The following is a 19,983-nucleotide window of genomic DNA, read 5'->3' as shown; positions in this document are numbered from 1 at the left end:
TCCCCGCCGACGGCCCCACACCCCGTTGACATATGACGTTTTCAGCAAGAACATCGGCCAGAACGAGCAGAAAAGAACAGCACCGCGGCACCCATAGACCCGGGGGTGGGAGGGCTCCGCGCGTACCGGCCGGTTTCAGGGACGGCCGGCACGCGCGGAGTGACCGTTGACTGCCGCTGCCCGATCATCCGCCCGCCGACTCCCAGACCCACTTCCCGGCTCGCGTTCAACACCGGCGTCGAAGGGCACGCCCTCTCACCCGCCCTTGGGAATCCCGTACGCCCGCTCCACCTTCAGCCGCAGCACCAGCCGCCGGTCGCGGACCATCGCCGCCCGGTAGTCCGCCCAGTCGGGGTGCTCGCCCTGGACGTCGCGGTAGAGGCGGATGAGCTCCTCGACCGCCTCGTCGTAGGGGTCCTTCGCCACCGGCGAGAGCTCGGCCGTGCCCTCGGCGACGGTGTACGCCCACCGGTCGGGGCTGGTCACGTGGTAGGACGCCCGTGGGTCCCGGCGCAGGTTGCGGGTCTTGGCCCGGTCGTCGGTGATCGAGACCCGGACGATCCGCTCATCGGGGTAGTAGGCGTGGTTGACGTTCGACAGCTGGGGCCTGCCGTCGCGCTTGAGGGTGACCAGCACCCCGCCGTCCTGCTCGGAGAGCAGCGCGAGCAGTGCGTTCTGCGTGGCGTCCTGAGTCATGTCTCACTCAACCGTGTCGGCCGACCCGCGCATTCCCGAGTAGACACTGTCTACGGACTATTGGTAGACAGTGTCTATGCCTGAATCCGAGACGGGACTGCGTGCCCGGCTGGTCGACGTCGGCGTGGATCTCGTGGCCCGCGAGGGCGCCCAGGCCCTCACCCTGCGGGAGATCGCCCGCCGGGCGGGCGTCTCGCACGGGGCGCCGCGCCGCTACTTCCCCACCCACCTGGAGCTGCTGTCCGCCATCGCGCGCCGCGGCTTCGGTCAACTGGCCGAGCGCGCGACGGCGTGCGACACCGCGTCGAGTCCGCGCGAGCAGCTCACGGCACTGGCCCGCGTCTACCTGGACTTCGCGCTGAGCAACCGCGGCATGTATGAACTGATGTTCCGTCACGACCTGCTGGAAAGCGGTCACTTGGGGCTGCGCGATACCAGCCTCCCCCTCTTCGGCCGCCTGGTGGAGCTGGTCGGCCAGGTCCGTCCCGACGCCGACGCCCGGGTCGTCGTCGGCTCGATGTGGGCCAACCTGCACGGCATCGCCCAGCTGTGGGGTTGGGGCAGCCTCCAACCGGCCACGGGCGCCGACGACTTCGTACCACTTCTGCGATCGGCTCTGGACGCGCACCTCGGGAAGGAAGCCGGGTGAAGCCTCGGCCGGCGCTCGTCGGCAGTGTGGGCGGTGCCGTGATCGTCGCCTTCAACGGCACCGTCGCGCCCCGATCGACGATCATGGCCAACCGGAGGACCGTACACGCGTTCCTGCGCGACGATGAGGTCTGAGGCCGTTCCGGCGGGGTATGCCGGACCGCACCTCGACGAACGTATTCGGAGGAGAGCGATGGCACTGCTGAGACAAGAGGTCGACCCGGGCGAGGTCGGGCTGGACGCGAAGGCGCTGGACCGCCTCGACCAGCACTTCGCCCACTATGTCGACGAGGGGCGGCTGCCCGGCTACCTGGTGTCCGTCGCCCGCGGTGGACGCGTCGCCCACCTCACCACGCACGGCCGGCGCGACATAGCCGCCGGGCTGCCCGTCGAGGCCGACACACTGTGGCGGATCTACTCCATGACCAAGCCCGTCACCTCGGTCGCCGCACTGCTGCTGATGGAGGAGGGCAAGCTGTCGCTCGACGATCCGGTCGGCCGCCATCTGCCCGCCTTCGCCGATCCGCAGGTGTACGTCAGCGGCTCCGGCGCCGACACGGTGACCCGCCCGGCCTCCGGGCCGCTGCTGGTGCGGCACCTGATGACCCACACCGCGGGTCTGACCTTCGCCTTCTACCACTCCCATCCGGTCGACGCCCTCTACCGGGACGCCAACCTGGAGTCGTCGGTGCCGCCGGGCGCGAACCTGGCCGAGACGATCGACGTGTACGCGAGTCTGCCGCTGCAGTTCGAGCCGGGGACGCAGTGGAACTACTCGGTCGCCTCCAACGTCCTGGGCCGGATCATCGAGGTGGTGTCCGGGCAGCCGCTCGACCGGTTCTACGCCGAGCGGGTCTTCGGGCCGCTCGGGATGACCGACGCCGGGTTCTGCGTCACGGACGAACAGGCGGGCAGGCTGTCCGAATTGTACGGCGAGACCGATGGCGGCGGTATAGAGGCGATCCCCGGTCTACCCCTGCGCGGGCGCCCCCGCTTCCTGTCCGGCAGCGGCGGCATGGCGGCCTCCGCACACGACATCCACCGCTTCATGGAGCTGCTGCGCCGCCGCGGCGAACTCGACGGGACCCGTCTGCTCGCCCCCGAGACCGTCGACCTGATGACCACGAACCAGCTCCCCGGCGGCGCCGACCTGCGCACCTTCGGCAGCCGACCCGCCCACGACGAGCCCGGCAACGACGGCGTCGGCTTCGGCCTCGGCGTCTCCGTGGTGATCGACCCGTCCCGCACGCGGGCGCCGTCCGGCCTCGGCACGTACGGCTGGTCCGGGGTGGCGACGACGACGTTCTGGGTCGATCCGAGCCGCGACCTGACGGTGCAGTTCATGAGTCAGGTACGGCCGAGGACCTCGCACACGATGTTCGCGGACCTCAAACGGCTCGTGCACGAGGCCGTCACCGGCTGACCGGCCCTACGCGTCCACGCGCAGAGTGAACTCGACCCCGTCCAGGGCGAGTTCACGCAGCCACTCCTCCGACCGCGCCGCCGTCTCGGCGGCCCGGTTCAGGCCCGCCGGCAGCGCGCCCTCCAGGGTGTGGCGGACGCCGAGGGCCAGGGGCCGGGAGACACAGCGGGCCATCGCGCTCTCCTCCTCGTCCCCCACCAGGTCGAGCAGATAACTGCCCGCCCACGCCTGCCCGTCGCCGCCCCGCACGCTGAGCGACACCGCGAGGACGACGCGGTCGCGGTCGGCGTCCGTGGTCGGGTAGGTGGCCGCCAACTCCCGTGCCAACGCGGCGATTCGGGTGTCGTCGCCGCCCTTCAGCTCCTCGAAGACGGCGTCCCAGGCCCGCAGCCAGCCCTCAAGCCGCAGCGTGCCGCGCACGAAGGTCTGCGGCTTCCACGCCGGCGGCATCCCGTACTGCTCCACGAACGGCACACTGTCGCGGTTGGGATACACCTCGAAGGCCTCCCCGTCGACGACATGCCGCCGGGTCGCCTCCCACGGTCGCTCGGCGACCGTCTCCGCGCCGTCCTCCACGTAACGGGCGGGCGAGCGCAGGGCGTTGAGGACACCGGCGGGCGCCCAGCTGAACCGGTACCGGAAGTCGTTCGGGACCGCGGGGACGCCGCCGCAGTACGAGGTGAGGCTGTACGAGGCGGCCGTGCCGTCGCCGATCGCCTCCCGGGCGCGGGCGACGAGGCTGTGCGCGAAGAGGTGGTCGATGCCCGGGTCCAGGCCCGCCTCGGTGAGGACGACGATCCCGGCCTGCGTCGCCGCGGGCACCAACTCCAGTACGGCGTCGGACACATAGCTGGAGCAGGCGAAGTGCGCCCTCGCCCGCACACAGGCGGCGAGGATCCCGGCGTGCTCCGGCGCGGGCAGCATCGACACGACGATGTCGCCGGGCGCCAGTGCGGCGGCGAGCGCCTCGAGCGTGTAGGCGCTGGGCTCGGCCCGCCCGGTGAGACCCAGGTGGGCGAGGGCCTCCGCGGCGCGTTCCTCGGTGCGGTGCCACAGCCGTACCCGGTCCGCCGTGTCGCACAACCGGGCCAGCCCGCTGCCCGTGGACAGCCCCGCGCCCACCCAGTGGACGGTGCCGTTCGCGGGAACCCGCTCGGAGCTGCGGTCAGACATGGCGGAACTCCCCTTCCGTGATGCCGAGTTCACGGCAGACCTGATGGAACCGGTCCAGACAGCGTCCCCACGGCCCGCCCACCCCGAACTCCAGCAGCTGGGGCAGCAGCGATCCCGAGAAGCCGGTGCTGGACTCCTTCGGCAGCAGGGACGGCAGGTTGTCGATGGCGATGAGATCCAGCGGCGGCTCCTTGCGCAGCCTGCGTACCGGGTCGGTCCACTCGGTGGTGCGGTCGTAGATCGGCAGGACGTTCAGCGGGGAGCCGACGTCGCAGGTGACGTCGGAGACGGTGCGCAGCCGGCGGGCAGGATCGTCCAGGTCCGCCTCCCGCACGAACGGCGGGATCGGAGTGGTGGCCAGCACGGCGTTCACCAGCACGTCGTGGGCGAGGAGGGCCGGGCGGTCCAGGTCACGGGTCTCGGCGAGGTCCCAGCACGTCGGCTCGACACCGGCCGTGTGGAAGGCCGCGCGCGCACCGCGGCCGCTGCGGCCCAGGGCGCCGATCACCAGCGCGGTGAACTCCTCGTCCCCGGCGGCGGGTTGGAGAACCTCGTCCAGCTCCTCCTGCGAGGTGGGGGTCAGGGGCGCGACGAGCCTGCCCCGGTGGTGGAGCACGGCGAGGGCGGCGCCCAGGTAGCCGGCCCAGAAGCCGAAGGCGGCGAGACGGCGGCCCTGGTCGTCCACCAGGTACTCGAGGTCGAGCAGCGCCCCTCCCCCGGCGGCGAACCGGCGAAGCAGGTCGGTGGCGCCCGGCTGCTGCTTGTAGGCGTGACCGAAGAAGATGTGCCGGTGCGTCAGTTCGGCCGGCTCGTCCGGGAGTTCCTTCAGGCCGACGATCACGGCGCCCTTCGGCGCCGACACCCACGAGCCCGTGGGGGCGACGCGGCAGCCGGCCGCCGCGTACTCCTCGATCGGGAAGATCCGCTGCGGGGACTCCTCGACGGTCAGGGTCGTCCCTCTCTCGACGAGCCGCCGTGCGTCGGACGGCACGATCGGCGTGCGTCGCTCGGTGGAACGGGCCTCGTGGCGCAGCCACAGATGGAGATCGGTCATACCAGGTTGGCCTCCGGGCGCGGGGCGTCGGCGCGAACCGGCCGACGCTCAAGGGGCTGACGTCCACGAAGGGTACGCGGCGCCTCGCCGATCAGGGCACTGTGGTCCGGGGGACCTCGTACCGGCCCGCCCGGCCGGCCGTGCGGCGCAGGTCCGGCAGGCCCGGGCCCTCGGTGGGGAAGTAGGGGCCGGTACTGAGATCGCTGGTCATGGGCGGACCGGGCGGCAGCCCCTCGACCGCCTCGATGACCACGGTCTGGCGGCGCCGGGGACACAGCGCACGGCCATGCCGCCGCCGCGCACCACGCACCGGCTCCACCGGCAACTCCACGCCGACCATCGCACCGACGGCCCGCGACCGGGCGCCGGCCCCGCCGCACAGCGGAGGGCGCCCGTGATGTGGTCGCCGCGCAGTTCGAGGCCGGTGGCCTCGGTTGCGGCGGAGGATCAGGGCGACGGGCGCGTATCCCTGCACGACGGACGCAGGGGGTGCGGTGGCCCTCGCCGGGCGACTCCCGCCCGGGCCCCGTGTCAGGCGATGCTCGCGCCCGTCACCCCGCCACCGGTGCCCACGACACCTGCGTGCATGGTCATGACCGCACGGCCTTCGCCGCCTCGACCACGGCCCACGCGGCGGCCGCGTCCTGGATGCCGAGGCCGACGCTGTTGTAGTAGACGATGTCGGCGGCGTCCGTCCGGCCGGTGTGCTGCCCGGTGAGTACGGCGCCGAGTCCGACCATGTCCCCGGGCGCGATCAGCCCGGTACCGATGGCGTCCACGACCGGCCCGGCGTGATGTGCGGCGGTCTCCGGGTCGTCGACGACGACGACCGCGGCCCGCCGCAGGACCTCCGCGTCCACCTCACGCCGCGTGGGCTCGAACGACCCCACACTCACGACCGTGCATCCGGGCGCCAGCCACTCCCCGCGTACGACGGGCGTGGTGCTGAGCGTGCAGGCGGCGACCAGGGACGCGCCCGTCACGGCCTCCTCGGGGGTGTCCACCGCGTGGGCGGCGACGCCGAGTTCGGCCACCAGGGTGTCCGCGGCGCGGGAACGGTTCCGCGGGGTCGGGCTCCACAGCCGTACGGACTTCACCTCCCGCACCCGGGCGACGGCCCGCGCGTGGGCGAGGGCCTGGGTGCCGGAGCCGAGAAGCGCGAGGTCGGCGCTGTCGGGGGTGGCCAGCGCGTCGACGGCGACCGCGCTCGCCGCGGCCGTGCGCAGGGTGGTCACCGCCGTGCCGTCCATGACGGCGACCAGGCGGCCGGTCTCCGGGTCGAGCACGGTGATCACGGCGTGGATGGTGGGCAGGCCGGCCGCCGCGTTGCCCGGATTGACGCTGCCGATCTTGGCGACCGCCCCGGTGTCGGCGGACAGCCGGGAGGCGTACGCGAAGACGACGCTGTCGTCGAAGCGGCTCGGATGCGTGATCTTCGCGGGCAGGTCGGCGGCCCCGGTGCCGAGCGCCGTGAAGGCCGCGCGCTGCGAGGCGATCGCCGCGTCGAGGCCGAGCAGGTCCGTGACCTGGTCGCCGGAGAGGAAGAGGACGTCGTCGTTCATTCCCTCTTCCTATCCGGACCGCGCCGTCGGGAATCAGGACAGGTGGGCCGCCACCGCGTCCAGATGGGGCAGATGGTGGTCGAGACGCTCCCGCTTCGTCCGCAGATAGGTGATGTTGTTCTCGCACGGCGGGATCAGCAGCGGGACCTGCTCGGCCACTTGGATGCCGTGCCGCAGCAGCGCCTCGCGCTTGCGCGGGTTGTTGGACATCAGGCGTACGGAGTTGACGCCCAGGTCGTGCAGGATCCCGGCGGCGACGCCGTAGTCGCGGGCGTCGACCGGCAGGCCGAGCGCGAGGTTGGCCTCGACGGTGTCCAGGCCCTCCGCCTGCAGGGCCATCGCGCGCAGCTTGGCGAGCAGACCGATGCCGCGGCCCTCGTGGCCCCTCAAGTAGACGACGATGCCGCTGCCTGCGGCGGCGACGGCGCGCAGCGCGGAGGCCAACTGGTCGCCGCACTCGCAGTGCTGGGACCCGAAGGCGTCGCCGGTCAGGCACTCGGAATGCAGCCGGGTGAGGACGTTGTCCGTGCCGATCTCACCATGGACGAGGGCCACTTGCTCGTCGCCGCGGTCGTGGTCCATGTAGCCGACCGCGCGGAATTCCCCGTACACCGTGGGCAACGGGGCATTCACGATACGTTCCACACCGGAGCGCTGTGGACGCTGCGCGGACTTCTTGCCGAGGACGCCAATTTTTTCTGTCATGATTCTCGAGTTCCTAAGCAGAGACGAAAGGCCGTGAAAAGATGAGTGGTTCACCAACGCGGTCGGCGGCACACGGTCTGTTGCCGGCGGACACCACAGAGGACGTACGGACGCGCGGGGCGGGCGTCTCACGACAGGTGGCGGTGCTTCCCGTCGGGAGTTTCGAGCAGCACGGTCCGTTCCTCCCGCTGGCGACCGACACACTCGTCGCCTGTGCCGTCGCGCGGGAGATCGCCGCGGCGTATCCGGTGCACCTCCTTCCTCCGGTGACGATCTCCTGCTCGCACGAGCATGCGGCCTGGCCGGGGACCGTCAGCATCTCCTCCGTGACCCTTCATGCGGTGATACGGGACATAGCGGCTTCGCTCCGCCGGTCGGGCGTCGACGCCCTGGTGGTGGTCAACGGACACGGCGGAAACTACGTACTGGGCAACGTCGTTCAGGAGTCCTCCGCGCAGGGCGAGCGGATGGCGCTGTTCCCGGCCGCGGAGGACTGGGAGACGGCGCGGGAGCGGGCGGGGGTGGCGACCTCGCTGCTCACCGACATGCACGCGGGGGAAATTGAGACCTCCATCCTTCTGCACGCTCATCCCGAATTGGTCCGACCCGGTTATGAGACCTCCGATTTCGTGGCGGACGACCGGCGTCAGCTGCTCACCCTCGGGATGTCCGCCTATACCGATTCGGGGGTCATAGGCCGTCCTTCGCTGGGGTCCGCGGAAAAAGGGAAGCGGCTGCTGGAAAGCCTGGCGGATTCCTTCGGCCCGTATGTGACATTGCTGACCTCCGCGGACGGTTCCGCGCGGGAAACGGGAGACGCGCGCGGGTAGTGGCCCTCGGGTTCCGGGACGGCCGTGTCCGGTACGGCGGTTCGGGAACCCGTCCGCACACCCTCGTACCAGCGGGCCACGAGGACAAGGACACCGGGCAGACTCGCCACGAAGCTGAGCACGCCGTACACCACGGCGACGGCCAGTCCACTGCTCGCACCGAGCCCGGCGGCGCCGAACGCCCAGGCGGTGACGCCCTCCCGCGGGCCCCAGCCGCCGACGTTGAGAGGCAGCCCCATGGCGAGCAGGGCGAGGACGGCGAGCGGCAGCAGCACGGCGACGGAGGCGGCGGATCCCGCGATCCGGGCGGCCAGCACGAACATCGCGACGTGTCCGGCCAGTACGACGGCCGACGACACGGCGACACCCGGGGTCAGCAGGGTCTCGCGGGCCTCGTCGAGGGTGGCGCGCAGGGCCGTCCGGTCGCGGCGGGCGGGGGTGCGGTTCATCCGCAGGGCGAGTACGACGGCCAGGGCACCGACCGACGCGAGCGCGAGGAGCGGGGCGACATGGCGGGCCTCGGCCAGCACCGGGGACGGCATCGTCAGCAGCACGGACGCGCCGACGACCGCCAGGACGACCTGTCCGGCGGTCCGTTCGAGAACGACCGCGCGGACACCGCGGCCCAGGTCACCGGCGCTCTGCCCGTGCCGGACTGCCCGGTGCACGTCGCCGAGGACGCCGCCGGGAAGGGCCGCGTTGAGGAACAGGGCGCGGTAGTAGTCGGCGACGGCCGGCACGAGAGGCAGCCGGATCCCCAGCCTCTGGGCCACCAACTGCCAGCGCCACGCACTGAACACGGTGGTGAACAGCCCGATCCCGAGCGCCACGACCAGCCCCGGACCGTCGATCCGCCGCAGCCCGTCGAGAAACACACCGGTGCCGAGCCGCCACAGCAGTACGGCAAGGATGACGACACCGGCGACCGTGCCCAGGTGAGTACGGACCTTGCGGGAGTTGAGCCGGGCCAGGACGCTGCGCAGCGTGACCCGGGGGCGCGCCGCGCCGGGCACGCCGGCCTCGGGCCGGGGCTCGGTGACGATGACACCGATACGGGCCTTGGAGATGGCTACGGCTGTGGCGAGGGCCGGGCGGCCGGGGGGCGCGGGGGTGGCCTCGGAGACGGAGGCGGGTGCGCGTACGGGCGGGGGCGTGTCGGAGACGGCACGTACCGTCAGGATCTTGGAGACGGCGGCATCTGTACGTACCGCCACGGCCTGGGAGGCAACCGCACCCGTATGCGCCTGCGCGGCGTCGGAGACCGCCGCGCTTGCGTGGACGGCCGAGGCCGGTTCGCTGACCGCAGTCCCCGCCCGTGCCACGGGGGCCAGTTCGGAGGCCGCGGCCTCCCCACCTACCGCCGGGCGCTCCGCCACAGCGCCGCCCGCGCGGGCCACCGGCCCCTGCTCGCAGAGCGCAACCTCCGGCCGCACGGCAAGGGCCGGCTCGGAGACCGCACCCTCACCCCGCACCACCAGTTCCAGGCCGCAGACCACAGCCTCGGCCCCTGTCACGGGGCCCGCGGGCTCCGCTCGTGTCGTCCGTGGCTCAAGCGCGGCCCCGCCGATCGCGTGGACCTGCGGAGTCTCGGCGGCGGTCGTCCCGGGTCGGCGCGGCTCGGATGAACGTTCCGGCCGTCGTTTCCGGGGCTCCTTGCCGGGGCAGGTCGCGCGGGCCGGTACCGCCTCCACGCTCATGACGCTCCGCCCGTCGGACGGGACAGTGCCAGCAGGTCGCTGTGGTGGACCACGACGCGCAACTCGCCCGCCTGGCAGGCCTCCAGGCGTTCCCGGAGGTAGCGGTCGGCGGGTTCCCGCAGTTCGGGGCGTTGTTCTACCGCCGCGCCGACCCAGCCGCGCAGCCACTGCGCGGTGAGGGCGGTTTCGGCCGGGCCGAGCTGCCAGGGACTGGGGTGGACCCGTACCGTCGCGCCGTGTTCGGAGAAGGCTTCCGCCGCGACCGTGATCGCGTCCGGGCCGAGCAGGCCGGTACGGCGCTGGTGGGCGTTGAAGGCGTCGGCGATCTCCTCGTCCAGCGGGTCGGACGGGGTGAGTTCGACGCGTCCGGCGACGGAGAGGGTGAGCAGCGCCGGGCAGCCGGCGCCGGTGCAGGCGTCCGCGAGGGTCTCGATCTCCTCACGGGTGAGGACGTCGAGGAGCGCGGAGGCGGTCACCAGGGAGGCGCCGGCGAGGGCGTCCGGGGTGAGGCGGGCGACGTCGCCGCGCCGGGTCTCGACGCTGACCCCGCTGCCGTCGGCGCCGGTGCGCGGGGAGGCGACGGCGGCGAAGTGGAGCAGGTAGGGGTCGCGGTCGTGCAGGATCCAGTGCTGGGCGCCGTCCAGGCGGGGGGCGAGCCAGCGGCCCATCGAGCCGGTGCCGCAGCCCAGGTCGTGGATGACCAGCCCGGCCTTGCCCGGCAGGTTGGCGAGCCGGATCCGCAGCGGGTCGAGCAGTTCGTGGGCACGCGCCGCCGCGTCGGCGCCCTCGCGCAGCTCCAGCCATTCGGGGGCGTAGCGCGGCGGGTCGTCGGGCCCGGCGTCCCGCAGGCGGACGGTGGCCCGCTCGCCGGGGCGCACCACGGGGCCTGCGCCCAGGATCACGGGTTCCGCCGAAGCCGAAGCCGAAGTCGCCGTCGCGGCGGAGGCGTCCTTCGGCCCCGGCTGCGCCGGGATCTTCCCCCCGTTCTGCGTGGCTGTCTTCCTCATGCCGCCCTCCTGGGTTCGTTCGGCAGTCGGCCCAGTACCGCGGCCAGGCTGCGGGCCGTGGTGGCCCAGCCGTTCAGGGCGGCCCGGCGTCCCCGGGCCGCCGCCTTCAGCCGGCGTCGTACGTCCGCCTCGCCGAACCAGCCGCGCAGTTCCGCGGCGAGGGCGGCGGGGTCCTCCGGCGGGACGAGGATGCCGGGCACCCCGCCGTCGGGCGCGCGGCCCACCGCCTCCGGCAGGCCGCCGACGTCCGTCGCCAGCACCGGGATGCCACGCGCCAGCGCCTCCGTCACCGCCATGCCGTAGGTCTCGGCATAGGAGGTGAGAACCATGAGGTCGGCGGCGGCATAACTGGCGTCGAGTTCGGCACCGGCCTGCGGGCCCGCCAGGTGCAGCCGGTCCTCCAGGCCGTACTTGCGGATCAGCACCCGCAGCCCGGCCACGTACTCGGCGTCCTGGGTGAGCCCGCCGACACACACGCAGCTCCACGGCAGGTCGGTCACCGCGGCCAGCGCCTCCACCAGCCGGTGCTGCCCCTTGCGCGGGGTCACGGCGGCCACGCACAGCAGCCGCGACACACCGTCCGTGCCGGAGGCGAGGGGCGCGATGTCGGCGCCCGGGGCTGCGACATGGACCCGGTCGGGGGCGAGGCCGTGGTGGGAGACTAGACGGCGGACCGCCCAGTCACTGGTGGCGATCACCGCGGGAACGGCCCGCAGCACCGTCCGCTCCCGCGCGTCCAGCTCCGTGGCCAGGGCGGGCTCCAGGCCCGTCTCGTCACCCAGCGGAAGATGCACCAGCACCGCCAGCCGCAGCCGCTCCGCCTCCGGTACGACGATCTCGGGGACGCCGCAGGCGACCAGACCGTCGATCAGTACGACCGTGCCGTCCGGCAACTCCCCCAGCGTACGGGCGAGTTCCATGCGCGCCCCCGCGCCCGGCCGGGGCCAGCTGCCGGGCACCGCGTGCTTGTGCACCTGCCAGCCGAAGGAGGCCAGGTCCAGACTCACGCGCCGGTCGTAGGCGTTCCCGCCGCTCGGTGCGGCCAGGTCGTCGACGCCGCCCGGCATCACGAAGTGCACGGAGCGCAGGGACATCGGGATGATGTCGGCGTTCTTGAGGACGGAGCTCTGCACGGGAACGTAGCCCAGCCGCGTCCGGTCCACGGTCATGTCGTCGTCCACGGTCTTGTCGTCCACCGTCATGTCGTCCAGCGTCGTGTCGGTCACAGGGCACGCTCGTAACTCGCCCAGGCGACATGCGACTCGTGCAACGTGACGGTGAGACCCGCGAGGCCCTTGGCGCCCTCGCCCAGTCCGCCCTTCTCGATCCGCTCGGCGAGCCGGTCGGCGATGACCTTCGCCAGGAACTCCGTCGAGGTGTTGACCCCGGCGAAGTCGGGCTCGTTGTCGAGATTGCGGTAGTTCAACTCGGCGACGACGGCGCCGAGTTCCTGCGTTGCCAGTCCGATGTCGACGACGATGTTGTCGTCGTCCAGCTGCTCGCGCCGGAAGGTGGCGTCCACCAGGAACGTCGCTCCGTGCAGTCGCTGCGCGGGTCCGAAGACCTCGCCGCGGAAGCTGTGGGCGATCATGATGTGATCGCGGACGGTGATACTGAACAACGGACGACCCTCCAGGTGCGACGCGTTTCCCATCCCCGGCTGATCGCTGCCGGGGATGCCGAGTAGTACGGCTGGTCGCTTCCCGTTGTTCAGCCGCCTCTCACTCTTTTCTCAGGTCAGGCGCTCTTGCCGGCACGGAGGTCGTCGCAGATGGACGAACCGTCAGCGGTGGTCGCCGTACCCGACCCGATGGCACAGGGCCGGAATCTCACCGGAGGCGAGCCGCGGCAGCACGTCCGGCAGTTCCTCGAAGGCACACTCTCCGGTGACGAGGGCGTCGAGGGCGGGGTCGGCGAGCAGGTCGAGGGCGAGGGCGAGCCGGTCGGCGTAGCTGCGGCCGGCACGGGCCGGGGAGACGGTGCCGACCTGGCTGCTGCGGATGACGAGCCGCCGGGAGTGGAAGGCCTCACCGAGCGGAAGGCTCACCCGCCGGTCGCCGTACCAGCTGAGTTCGACGACGGTGCCCTCGGCGGTCAGCAGCTCCAGCGACCGGGCGAGCCCCTGCTCGGTCGCGCTGGCGTGCACGACCAGGTCGCACCCGCCGAGCGCCTCCCCGGGCAGCGCGAAGGCGACACCGAGGGCCTCGGCGACCTTGGCCCGGGCCCGGTCGGCGTCCACCAGTTGGACGCGTACGCCCGGGAAACGAGCCAGCAGGGCGGCCACCGAACAGCCGACCATGCCACCGCCGACCACGGCGATCCGGTCGCCGACCAGCGGTGCGGCGTCCCACAGGGCGTTGACGGCGGTCTCCACGGTGCCGGCGAGGACCGCCCGTTCGGCGGGCACGGAGTCCGGTACGGGGGTCACGGCGCTCACGGGAACGACGTACCGCGTCTGATGCGGATAGAGACAGAAGACCGTACGCCCGACGAGCGCGTCCGGCCCCTCCTCCACCACCCCCACATTCAGGTAGCCGTACTTCACCGGCCCGGGGAAGTCGCCCTCCTGGAACGGCGCCCGCATCGCCGCGTACTGACTCTCCGGCACCCCACCGCGGAAGACCAGCGTCTCCGTGCCCCGGCTGACCCCGGAGTAGAGCGACCGCACCAGCACCTCGCCCTCGGCAGGGTCCGGCAGGGCCACCTCACGTATCTCGCCTTCACCCGGAGAGCTGAGCCAGAACGCACGTGCGGTGCGGTTCATCGGGATCCTCCTGAACGATCGGGAAGCTGTTCACGTACCGAGGTGTGCACAGGCCGCGCCAAGGTACGCGGCGTTGATCGACACTGTCACACATGGCCGGAGGGTGTTCGGTGGCCCTGAACAACACTTACGACGCAAGGCTGGTCCAGCAGGAGACCGCTGTGGGAGCGGGCGTGCAGGTCCTGGTGCTGGCTCTGCTCGGCACGGCGATCGGCATGGGGCCGGCGGGCTGGCTGACCGGCCTCGCCTTCGCCATCGCCACCTGGGCGGTGCTCTCGCGGGCACTGCACCGCTCCCGGCCACGCTCCTTCGGCCCGGCCAACCGGGTCACCCTCGGCCGCGCCACACTGGTCGGCGGCGTGACCGCCCTGGTCGCGGACTCCTTCCAGAGCTCACCGCCGGTCACCCTCTTCGTCGGTCTGACGGCCGTGGCCCTCATCCTCGACGGCGTGGACGGCAAGGTCGCCCGCCGCACCGGCACGTCGACCGCACTGGGCGCCCGCTTCGACATGGAGGTCGACGCGTTCCTGATCCTGGTGCTGAGCGTGTACGTCTCGATGTCGCTGGGCCCGTGGGTCCTGCTGATCGGCGGCATGCGCTACGTCTTCGTCGCCGCGGCCCGCGTCTGGCCGTGGCTCAACGCCCCACTCCCCCCGAGCACCGCCCGCAAGACGGTGGCCGCACTCCAGGGCGTGTTCCTGCTCCTGGCCGCGTCGGGCTACCTGCCGCACACGGGGACGTTCGCGGTGGCCGCGATCGCGCTGGGCGCCCTGGTCTGGTCGTTCGGCCGGGATGTGGCGTGGCTGTGGCGGATGTCGCGGGTTGGGGAGGTTCGGGCGGAGGGGGAGCTTCGGGAGTTGGTTGCGTCCTGAGGGGGTGGCCGGTGGGCGGGGTGGGCTGTATGCCGTATACAGGCGGCGCGCTGTATGCAGTCGTCAGCCGTCCAGCGACATCCGATACACCGTCGACCGTCCGGCACGGCCAGCCCGTCCCGGTGACCTCAGCGACGCGGCAACAACCCGATCGCCGCAGCCGGTACGACAGCCAGCACCAGCCACGGCACCGCCGCCGGCAGCCCGCTGTCCAGCAGGGTGCCCGTCGCCGAGCTGCCGATCAGCACGATCAGGCCGGACACCGAGGACAGCGCGCCCGTGTACAACCCCAGCCGCCCCTCCTCGGCGAGGTCGGGGACCCAGGCGCGGGCGACGGGGGCGACCAGCATCTGACCGAAGGTCAGGAGCACGACGAAGCCGGCCGCGGGAAGAAGTCCCGCCGTTCCGGTCCACCCGGCGGGCCGGGCCAGCCCCACGACAGCGAACCCGGCCGCGATGAGCAGCAGGCCGGTCACCATCGAGCGGCGCAGGCTGAGCCGGTCCCCCACCCAGCGGGTGACGGGCAGCTGGGCGGTCACCACCAGCAGCGACGACAGTGCGAACAGCCAGGCCAGCGGCGCCTGGGAACCGGTGGCGCGCTCCACCTCGTCCGGGAGGGCGAGGTAGAGCTGGTTGTAGGCGAGCAGGTAGGCACCGTATGCGCAGCACAGGGCCAGGAAGCGTCGGTTGCGCAGCAACGGGCCCATGCCACCCCGGACTTGGACCCGCTGCCGCCCGGGTATGTGCTGCGGCAGCAGCCACGCGTGTCCGGCGAGGACGAGGACGAAGATGCCGGCGCCGACCAGGCAGACCGTGCGGAAGTCCACCGACAGCAGCAGCGCGCCCAGCAGCGGCCCGACGAACGCCCCCGCCTGCCCGGCCACCGTGAACAGCGCGAGGACCCGGGTGCGGGAGCCGCCGCCGGACTCCTCGTGCGCCACGGCCTGCCGGGCGACCTCTGACTCCACCGCGGGCGAGAACAGCGCGGCGGCGAACCCGATCAGCAGTACCGCGCCGATGACCGCCCAGGTCTCCTCGGCGTACCCGAGCCAGGCGAACCCGGCGATCCGCAGCGCACACCCGGCGAGGACGACCGGCCGGATGCCGTACCGGTCGGCCAGTGCCCCGCCCACCACGAACAGCCCCTGCTGGCTGAAGGTCCGCAGCCCCAGCACGAACCCGACGAGCCAGCCCGCCATGCCGACCGCCTGCCCCAGGTGCTCGGAGAGGAAGGGCAGCACGGCGAAGAAGCCGATGTTGAAGGCGAGTTGCGTGAGGATCAGCAGGTGCAGAAGGGGTGAGAGGCGGGTGCGGTGGCCCGGCGCCTTCCGCAGGCCGAGTGCCAGCGATGTCATCGGGTTTCCACCAACTCCTTTGCAAGTGACGGCTGCAGGAGAGCGGTGAGGAATCGCAGTCGGCGCACGGCCCTATCGCCCCATCGGGATCTCGAGGTGGATGACGCCGTTGCCGCCGCCGGGATCCTCGCGCTCGTCGTGCACGACCTTGCCCAGTGACCGCCAGAAGCCCTCGGCGCCGGGGACTCCGGGATCCGTGTGAAGGTATACGGAGTGGTAGCCGCCGTCGGCGGCCGCGAAGGCGAGCAGTTCGTCGACGAGCCGCCGGGCCAGTCCGCGCCTGCGGTGCCCGGGACGGACGTAGACCCGGCGCAGTTGTGCGGTCTCGCCGGAGGGGAAGGCCTTGGCGACGTGACGCGGGTTCGGTGGGTGGGCCGGGCCGCGGGAGTCGAGGGCGGCGGTGGCGACGACGTCCCCGCCGTCCGGGTCGAGTGCGACCAGGAGGGTGTGGCGAGGCCATGGTCAAGACGACCCCGCCCGGCCGCGGCTCCCGGCTGCTGCGTCCGCTCGGCGACGACGAGCTGCACGCGCGGCACGTCCGGCAGGTGGGCGATGTGCCGGTGATGGTGACGGGCGAGTTCGACGAGAGCGACCAAGGTGTCACCTGCTACCACTCCAAGCTCGGCGCGGTCGAGCTCTGCCTGAGCCACCTCCTCGACGGCCCCGGCGAGTACGTGGTGGTCGACATGACGGCGGGCGCGGACGCCTTCGCCTTCGGCCTGTTCACCAGCTTCGACATGACCTTCCTGGCGGCCGAACCCACCCGCAAGGGCGTCTCGGTGTACCGCCAGTACCGGGACCACGCCCGCGAGTTCGGCATCCCGATCGCCGTCGTCGGCAACAAGGTCACCGGCGAGGACGACCTGCTCTTCCTCAAGGAGGAGGTGGGCGACGACCTGCTCACCCGCCTCGTCCACTCCCCCTGGGTCCGCGCGGCCGAACAGGGACGCGCCCAGGGCGAGTTGGAGTCACACAACCGCCACGCCCTGAACGTCATGCGCGCGACGGTGGATGCCCGCCCCAAGGACTGGGCGCGACTCCAGCGCCATGCCGTCGAGTTCCATCTGCGCAACGCCCGGGCGTGGGCGAACGCGGCGACGGGGCAGGATCTGGCGGCACAGGTGGATCCGGAGTTCGTGGCGGGACCGGCCGCCTGACAAGGGCTCCGCCCACGCCCCCCCTACGCCTTGCCCGCAACGGCCCCTACGAAGGTCTCGGCGTCGTCCAGCCAAGGGAAGTGCCCTGCGGAAGGCCGCGGGATACCTCTCCCGGGGCGAGCCGGGTCTCGCGGCGTGGTTCCGGCAGTGGGCGCGGCTGGAGAAGATCGCCGTCAGCCTGTGCACGTACGAGTGCAGGCTGGTTCCGGGCCTGCTCCAGTCGGAGCCGTACGTGCGGGCGGTGTTCGGCAACAGCGTCCCGCCGCTGACGGACGAGCAGTTGGAGGCCCAGGTCACGGCCCGGATGGAACGGCAGAGGCTGCTGCACGAGCGGCCGAACGTACCGTTCAGCTTCATCGTCGAGGAGCATGTCTTCCGGCGCATGCTCGGCGGCAAGGAGGTCATGCGGGGCCTCCTCGAGCACGTGCTGGAACTCAGTGCGCTGCGCAACGTGACGCTGCAACTGGTGCCGCTGGATGCCGAGTTCCATGCGTGTCTCGACGGTTGCATTCAGCTCTTGGAGACTGAGGAACGGCGACGACTCGCGTACTCCGAAGGGCAGCAGAACGGGCGGTTCATCGCCGACCTCAAAGAGGTGAGTCTCCTCTACCAGCGGTATGACACACTGCGCTCGCAGGCCCTCACCCCCAAGGACTCACGGGACCTGCTGGAGCGACTGCGAGGAGCGTTATGAGCACGCACACAACAGAACTCGCCTGGTTCAAGTCCAGCTACAGCGGTACCCAGGGCGACAGCTGCGTGGAGGTCGCCGTCACCGAGCGGGCCATCCATGTCCGTGACTCCAAGGACGTGGCGCGTCCCCACTTCAGCGTCCGCCGTGACGGCTGGGCGCGGTTCATCCGGTACGCGGCAGGCGGCTGAGCCCAGCGGCACATCGCAGCCGATGAACTGGGGCCCGCACGAGCTGGTGGACGACTGGCTGGCGGCACGCGTGTACCCGCCGGTCACCCTCACCGGCTACCGTGCCGACGTCGGCGCCTGGCTGGACCACTGCCGCACCACGGACACGGCCTGGGACAAGGCCGCGCCCGGGCATATCGCCCTGTGGGCGCACGTACCCGGCGCGCCCCACCGGAGGACGGCACGACGAGTCTCGGCGGTGCGCTCGTTCTACGCGTACGCGCTCGACCGGGGCGCCGTCGTCCACAACCCGGCCGAGCGTCGCCCCGGCTTCACGAACCCGGCCCAGCTCAGCCCGGCCACTCTCGATCCACGCCAGATCGCTGTGCTCCTCGCCGCCCTCGACGAACGAGGTGAGCACGGCGGCGGGCGGACCCGCTCACGGCACCCCCATCCACTACAGGACCGCGCTTGCGGATACCTGCTGGTCGGCCTCGGTCTCCGCGCTGCCCTGGTCACCGCGCTCGTCCTCGACGATCTCAGCACCGATGGCACGATCGGGCTGGGCGCCGACACCCTGCGCCTTCCCGACCCCTCCGGGGGCCATCACCTCGTACCGCTGCCGCCCCTCGTACGCGAGGCCGTGAACGCGTACCTCCCCCACCGTGTGCCGCCCAGGGATCCGGCCCGCGGCGGTCCGCTCTTCACGGGCCGGACCGGTGCGAAGATGCCCCAGCGTCATCCGCACGACCTGCTACGGTCCGTGGCCACGGCGAGCGGCCTCCTCAGCGCCGGAGGTGTCTCGTCGCCGGTGCGTGGACACGCGCACACCTGAATCGGAACCGTGGGCCACCCAAGCCGCTCAGGCCGATCCCCCCGGCGGAGGCCCACTGGTCCCCCGTACCACCAGCTTCGGATCCAGCACCGCCTCCCGCGGCTCCGCTCCCTCGTGCTCCAGCCGCTCCACCGCGAATCGCACCGCGTGTTCCGCCATGAGGACCGCGTCCTGGCGGACGGTGGTCAGGCCGATCGGCATCAGGTGGGAGAGGTGGCTGTCGTCGTAGCCGACGACGGACAGGTCGCCCGGGACGTCGACGCCCGCCCGGGTCAGGGTCATCAGCAGGCCCCACGCGCACCGGTCGTTGCCCGCGAGGACCGCCGTCGGCAACGGCAGGCCCCGGTCGCGCTCCGCCAGCAGGAGGCGGCCCGTGTCGATGCCGGACTCCTCGGTGTGCTCGCCGGGGATCACCCGCACCTCCGCCTCCAGGCCGTGCCGGCGCATCGCGGCCCGGTAGGCGCGGCGCCGTTCGGCGGAGCCGGGGCCGCGGCCGCCGTCGATGTGCACGATCCGGCGGTGCCCCAGTTCGACGAGGTAGTCCATGGCCTGCCGGACGCCCTTGCCCTCGGCCGAGTGCACGAAGTCGACGTGGGCCTGGGGTGTCCGGCGGCTGACCGAGACGGTGACCGCGCGCCGGGCGAGTTCGTCGAAGTAGGCGGCCTCGGCGCCGGAGCCGAGCAGGATCACCGCCTCGCAGCGGTGGCTGAGCAGCGCCTCGACGGCCTTGGCCTCGCCGCGGCCGTGGGTGGCCGCGGAGAGCAGGACGTCGTAGCCGAGCCGTTCCGCCTCGGGGTAGATGCCCGCGATGAGGTCGGAGTGGAAGGTCTGGTGGACGGTGAACATCACGCCGAGCGTGCGGCTGCGGCCGCGGGCCAGCAGCCGGGCGGCGCTGTCGGGGTGGTAGCCGATCTCGTCGGCGACGCGCAGCACCCGTTCCCGGGTCTCCTGACTCGCGCCCGGCCGGCCGCGGAAGATGATCGAGACGAGCGCCCGGGACACCCCCGCCTTCGCGGCTACGTCCGCCATCGTGGGCCGCTGCTTGCCCGATGCCTCCACCTGCGCACCACCCCTTCGCCTGCGCCCACCTTAAGGGCCGTGTCGAAATCTTCCGGCAACAAGCTATTGACATGACATTTGGACAGGGGTCATCGTACTCGCACTAGAGCGCGCTAGTAGCGCGCAATAGTTCCCAGATCCCAAGTTTTCACGTTCCAGTTCCCAGTTCCCCTTCTGTCCCGAACCTGGTTCCCCTCCCCGAATCGAGGACTCCCCATGGCAACGGCGCCGTCCACCCTCCGCACCACCGCGGGCAATCTCTGCCTCGGTTCGGCTCCCGACTCC

19 protein-coding genes and 4 pseudogenes are annotated in these 19,983 nt (G+C 72.0%); 9 read left to right on the top strand and 14 right to left on the bottom strand.

The window, feature by feature from the left end; translation table 11 throughout:
* Window positions 1–255 precede the first annotated feature (255 nt).
* On the bottom strand, window positions 256–696 hold the full coding sequence (locus tag AQJ91_RS47160; RefSeq protein WP_067036188.1) for a PPOX class F420-dependent oxidoreductase: 441 nt from the start codon (window positions 694–696) through the stop codon (window positions 256–258).
* 76 nt (window positions 697–772) lie between these two features.
* Between AQJ91_RS47160 and AQJ91_RS47155 the strand changes: the two genes are divergently transcribed.
* From AQJ91_RS47155 to AQJ91_RS47150, 3 genes are read left to right on the top strand one after another with little or no spacing between them, the layout of a single operon-like run.
* Window positions 773–1,345, top strand: a complete 573-nt coding sequence (locus AQJ91_RS47155) for a TetR/AcrR family transcriptional regulator (RefSeq protein WP_067036185.1) — start codon at window positions 773–775, stop codon at window positions 1,343–1,345.
* The gene (locus tag AQJ91_RS54235; protein ID WP_159054829.1) at window positions 1,342–1,479 is read left to right on the top strand and encodes a hypothetical protein; all 138 of its coding nucleotides are present in this window, start codon (window positions 1,342–1,344) and stop codon (window positions 1,477–1,479) included. Before AQJ91_RS47155 ends, AQJ91_RS54235 begins: the two co-directional genes overlap by 4 nt.
* 58 nt (window positions 1,480–1,537) lie before the next feature.
* Entirely contained in the window at window positions 1,538–2,767 is a 1,230-nt protein-coding gene (locus AQJ91_RS47150) for a serine hydrolase domain-containing protein (RefSeq protein WP_067036182.1), read from the top strand.
* Between the two features lie 6 nt (window positions 2,768–2,773).
* Here AQJ91_RS47150 and AQJ91_RS47145 read toward each other — a convergent pair whose 3' ends face one another.
* The 5 genes from AQJ91_RS47145 to ribA all read right to left on the bottom strand — a co-directional run bounded on the left by AQJ91_RS47145 (window position 2,774) and on the right by ribA (window position 7,261).
* Complete coding sequence (locus AQJ91_RS47145) at window positions 2,774–3,940, bottom strand: saccharopine dehydrogenase family protein (protein ID WP_067036179.1); 1,167 nt, start codon at window positions 3,938–3,940, stop codon at window positions 2,774–2,776.
* A complete protein-coding gene (locus AQJ91_RS47140) occupies window positions 3,933–4,994 on the bottom strand; it encodes a saccharopine dehydrogenase (RefSeq protein WP_067036176.1) in 1,062 nt (353 codons plus the stop codon). The genes AQJ91_RS47145 and AQJ91_RS47140 overlap by 8 nt, the downstream gene beginning before the upstream one ends.
* Window positions 4,995–5,085: 91 nt before the next feature.
* The gene (locus AQJ91_RS58645; protein WP_199848216.1) at window positions 5,086–5,325 is read right to left on the bottom strand and encodes a hypothetical protein; all 240 of its coding nucleotides are present in this window, start codon (window positions 5,323–5,325) and stop codon (window positions 5,086–5,088) included.
* Between the two features lie 259 nt (window positions 5,326–5,584).
* Window positions 5,585–6,556, bottom strand: coding sequence for an ornithine cyclodeaminase family protein (locus tag AQJ91_RS47130; protein WP_067036170.1), 972 nt, complete (start codon window positions 6,554–6,556; stop codon window positions 5,585–5,587).
* A gap of 33 nt (window positions 6,557–6,589) precedes the next feature.
* Window positions 6,590–7,261 (bottom strand): GTP cyclohydrolase II, encoded by a 672-nt coding sequence (gene ribA, locus AQJ91_RS47125; RefSeq protein WP_067036167.1) that lies wholly within the window; start codon window positions 7,259–7,261, stop codon window positions 6,590–6,592.
* A 41-nt stretch (window positions 7,262–7,302) separates the two neighbouring features.
* Between ribA and AQJ91_RS51525 the strand changes: the two genes are divergently transcribed.
* Complete coding sequence (locus AQJ91_RS51525; RefSeq protein WP_079085736.1) at window positions 7,303–8,091, top strand: creatininase family protein; 789 nt, start codon at window positions 7,303–7,305, stop codon at window positions 8,089–8,091.
* A 152-nt stretch (window positions 8,092–8,243) separates the two neighbouring features.
* Here the strand turns inward: AQJ91_RS51525 and AQJ91_RS58025 are convergent.
* The 5 genes and pseudogenes from AQJ91_RS58025 to AQJ91_RS47100 form a co-directional block, all read right to left on the bottom strand.
* Window positions 8,244–9,788 (bottom strand): annotated as a pseudogene (locus AQJ91_RS58025) (lysylphosphatidylglycerol synthase domain-containing protein); the annotation flags it as partial.
* Window positions 9,785–10,795: a class I SAM-dependent methyltransferase gene (locus AQJ91_RS47115; protein WP_067036164.1), complete on the bottom strand. Its 1,011-nt coding sequence runs from the start codon at window positions 10,793–10,795 to the stop codon at window positions 9,785–9,787. The gene AQJ91_RS47115 and the pseudogene AQJ91_RS58025, both read right to left, overlap by 4 nt.
* Complete coding sequence (locus AQJ91_RS47110) at window positions 10,792–11,997, bottom strand: glycosyltransferase family 4 protein (protein WP_067036193.1); 1,206 nt, start codon at window positions 11,995–11,997, stop codon at window positions 10,792–10,794. The genes AQJ91_RS47115 and AQJ91_RS47110 overlap by 4 nt, the downstream gene beginning before the upstream one ends.
* 20 nt (window positions 11,998–12,017) lie before the next feature.
* Window positions 12,018–12,416 (bottom strand): 6-pyruvoyl trahydropterin synthase family protein, encoded by a 399-nt coding sequence (locus tag AQJ91_RS47105; protein WP_067036162.1) that lies wholly within the window; start codon window positions 12,414–12,416, stop codon window positions 12,018–12,020.
* 162 nt (window positions 12,417–12,578) lie between these two features.
* Window positions 12,579–13,559 carry a zinc-dependent alcohol dehydrogenase gene (locus tag AQJ91_RS47100; protein WP_067036159.1) on the bottom strand — a complete coding sequence of 327 codons (981 nt, stop codon included), beginning with the start codon at window positions 13,557–13,559 and terminating at the stop codon, window positions 12,579–12,581.
* Window positions 13,560–13,669: 110 nt separating this feature from the next.
* Between AQJ91_RS47100 and AQJ91_RS47095 the strand changes: the two genes are divergently transcribed.
* Window positions 13,670–14,431 carry a CDP-alcohol phosphatidyltransferase family protein gene (locus AQJ91_RS47095; RefSeq protein ID WP_067036156.1) on the top strand — a complete coding sequence of 254 codons (762 nt, stop codon included), beginning with the start codon at window positions 13,670–13,672 and terminating at the stop codon, window positions 14,429–14,431.
* A gap of 128 nt (window positions 14,432–14,559) precedes the next feature.
* On the opposite strand, the gene AQJ91_RS47090 is transcribed toward AQJ91_RS47095, so the two are convergent.
* Together AQJ91_RS47090 and AQJ91_RS51520 are read right to left on the bottom strand one after the other, a co-directional pair.
* Complete coding sequence (locus AQJ91_RS47090; protein ID WP_067036153.1) at window positions 14,560–15,786, bottom strand: MDR family MFS transporter; 1,227 nt, start codon at window positions 15,784–15,786, stop codon at window positions 14,560–14,562.
* 72 nt (window positions 15,787–15,858) lie between these two features.
* Window positions 15,859–16,239, bottom strand: a pseudogene (locus AQJ91_RS51520) (GNAT family N-acetyltransferase); the annotation flags it as partial.
* On the opposite strand from AQJ91_RS51520, the pseudogene AQJ91_RS47085 reads away from it, so the two are divergent.
* The 4 genes and pseudogenes from AQJ91_RS47085 to AQJ91_RS47070 all read left to right on the top strand — a co-directional run.
* A pseudogene (locus AQJ91_RS47085) lies at window positions 16,239–16,943 on the top strand (ATP-binding protein); the annotation flags it as partial. The pseudogenes AQJ91_RS51520 and AQJ91_RS47085 overlap by 1 nt on opposite strands.
* A 79-nt stretch (window positions 16,944–17,022) precedes the next feature.
* Window positions 17,023–17,637 (top strand): annotated as a pseudogene (locus AQJ91_RS47080) (DUF5753 domain-containing protein); the annotation flags it as partial.
* Complete coding sequence (locus AQJ91_RS47075) at window positions 17,634–17,825, top strand: DUF397 domain-containing protein (RefSeq protein WP_067036150.1); 192 nt, start codon at window positions 17,634–17,636, stop codon at window positions 17,823–17,825. The pseudogene AQJ91_RS47080 and the gene AQJ91_RS47075, both read left to right, overlap by 4 nt.
* A gap of 22 nt (window positions 17,826–17,847) precedes the next feature.
* A complete protein-coding gene (locus AQJ91_RS47070) occupies window positions 17,848–18,639 on the top strand; it encodes a site-specific integrase (protein ID WP_067036147.1) in 792 nt (263 codons plus the stop codon).
* A gap of 27 nt (window positions 18,640–18,666) precedes the next feature.
* On the opposite strand, the gene AQJ91_RS47065 is transcribed toward AQJ91_RS47070, so the two are convergent.
* Complete coding sequence (locus AQJ91_RS47065; protein ID WP_067036190.1) at window positions 18,667–19,668, bottom strand: LacI family DNA-binding transcriptional regulator; 1,002 nt, start codon at window positions 19,666–19,668, stop codon at window positions 18,667–18,669.
* Between the last annotated feature and the right edge of the window lie 315 nt (window positions 19,669–19,983).

The sequence above is a fragment of the Streptomyces dysideae genome (assembly GCF_001514305.1).
Lineage (GTDB): Bacteria > Actinomycetota > Actinomycetes > Streptomycetales > Streptomycetaceae > Streptomyces > Streptomyces dysideae.
This window is presented reverse-complemented; position numbering and strand designations above follow the sequence as displayed.

What these genes read in the sequence shown, in the direction of transcription:
- AQJ91_RS47160 (WP_067036188.1), bottom strand. Translation starts at nt 696, where the DNA reads ATGACTCAGGACGCCACGCAGAACGCACTGCTCGCGCTGCTCTCCGAG.
- AQJ91_RS47155 (WP_067036185.1), top strand. Translation starts at nt 773, where the DNA reads ATGCCTGAATCCGAGACGGGACTGCGTGCCCGGCTGGTCGACGTCGGC.
- AQJ91_RS47150 (WP_067036182.1), top strand. Translation starts at nt 1,538, where the DNA reads ATGGCACTGCTGAGACAAGAGGTCGACCCGGGCGAGGTCGGGCTGGAC.
- AQJ91_RS47145 (WP_067036179.1), bottom strand. Translation starts at nt 3,940, where the DNA reads ATGTCTGACCGCAGCTCCGAGCGGGTTCCCGCGAACGGCACCGTCCAC.
- AQJ91_RS47140 (WP_067036176.1), bottom strand. Translation starts at nt 4,994, where the DNA reads ATGACCGATCTCCATCTGTGGCTGCGCCACGAGGCCCGTTCCACCGAG.
- AQJ91_RS47130 (WP_067036170.1), bottom strand. Translation starts at nt 6,556, where the DNA reads ATGAACGACGACGTCCTCTTCCTCTCCGGCGACCAGGTCACGGACCTG.
- ribA (WP_067036167.1), bottom strand. Translation starts at nt 7,261, where the DNA reads ATGACAGAAAAAATTGGCGTCCTCGGCAAGAAGTCCGCGCAGCGTCCA.
- AQJ91_RS51525 (WP_079085736.1), top strand. Translation starts at nt 7,303, where the DNA reads ATGAGTGGTTCACCAACGCGGTCGGCGGCACACGGTCTGTTGCCGGCG.
- AQJ91_RS47115 (WP_067036164.1), bottom strand. Translation starts at nt 10,795, where the DNA reads ATGAGGAAGACAGCCACGCAGAACGGGGGGAAGATCCCGGCGCAGCCG.
- AQJ91_RS47110 (WP_067036193.1), bottom strand. Translation starts at nt 11,997, where the DNA reads ATGACGGTGGACGACAAGACCGTGGACGACGACATGACCGTGGACCGG.
- AQJ91_RS47100 (WP_067036159.1), bottom strand. Translation starts at nt 13,559, where the DNA reads ATGAACCGCACCGCACGTGCGTTCTGGCTCAGCTCTCCGGGTGAAGGC.
- AQJ91_RS47090 (WP_067036153.1), bottom strand. Translation starts at nt 15,786, where the DNA reads ATGACATCGCTGGCACTCGGCCTGCGGAAGGCGCCGGGCCACCGCACC.
- AQJ91_RS47075 (WP_067036150.1), top strand. Translation starts at nt 17,634, where the DNA reads ATGAGCACGCACACAACAGAACTCGCCTGGTTCAAGTCCAGCTACAGC.
- AQJ91_RS47070 (WP_067036147.1), top strand. Translation starts at nt 17,848, where the DNA reads ATGAACTGGGGCCCGCACGAGCTGGTGGACGACTGGCTGGCGGCACGC.
- AQJ91_RS47065 (WP_067036190.1), bottom strand. Translation starts at nt 19,668, where the DNA reads ATGGCGGACGTAGCCGCGAAGGCGGGGGTGTCCCGGGCGCTCGTCTCG.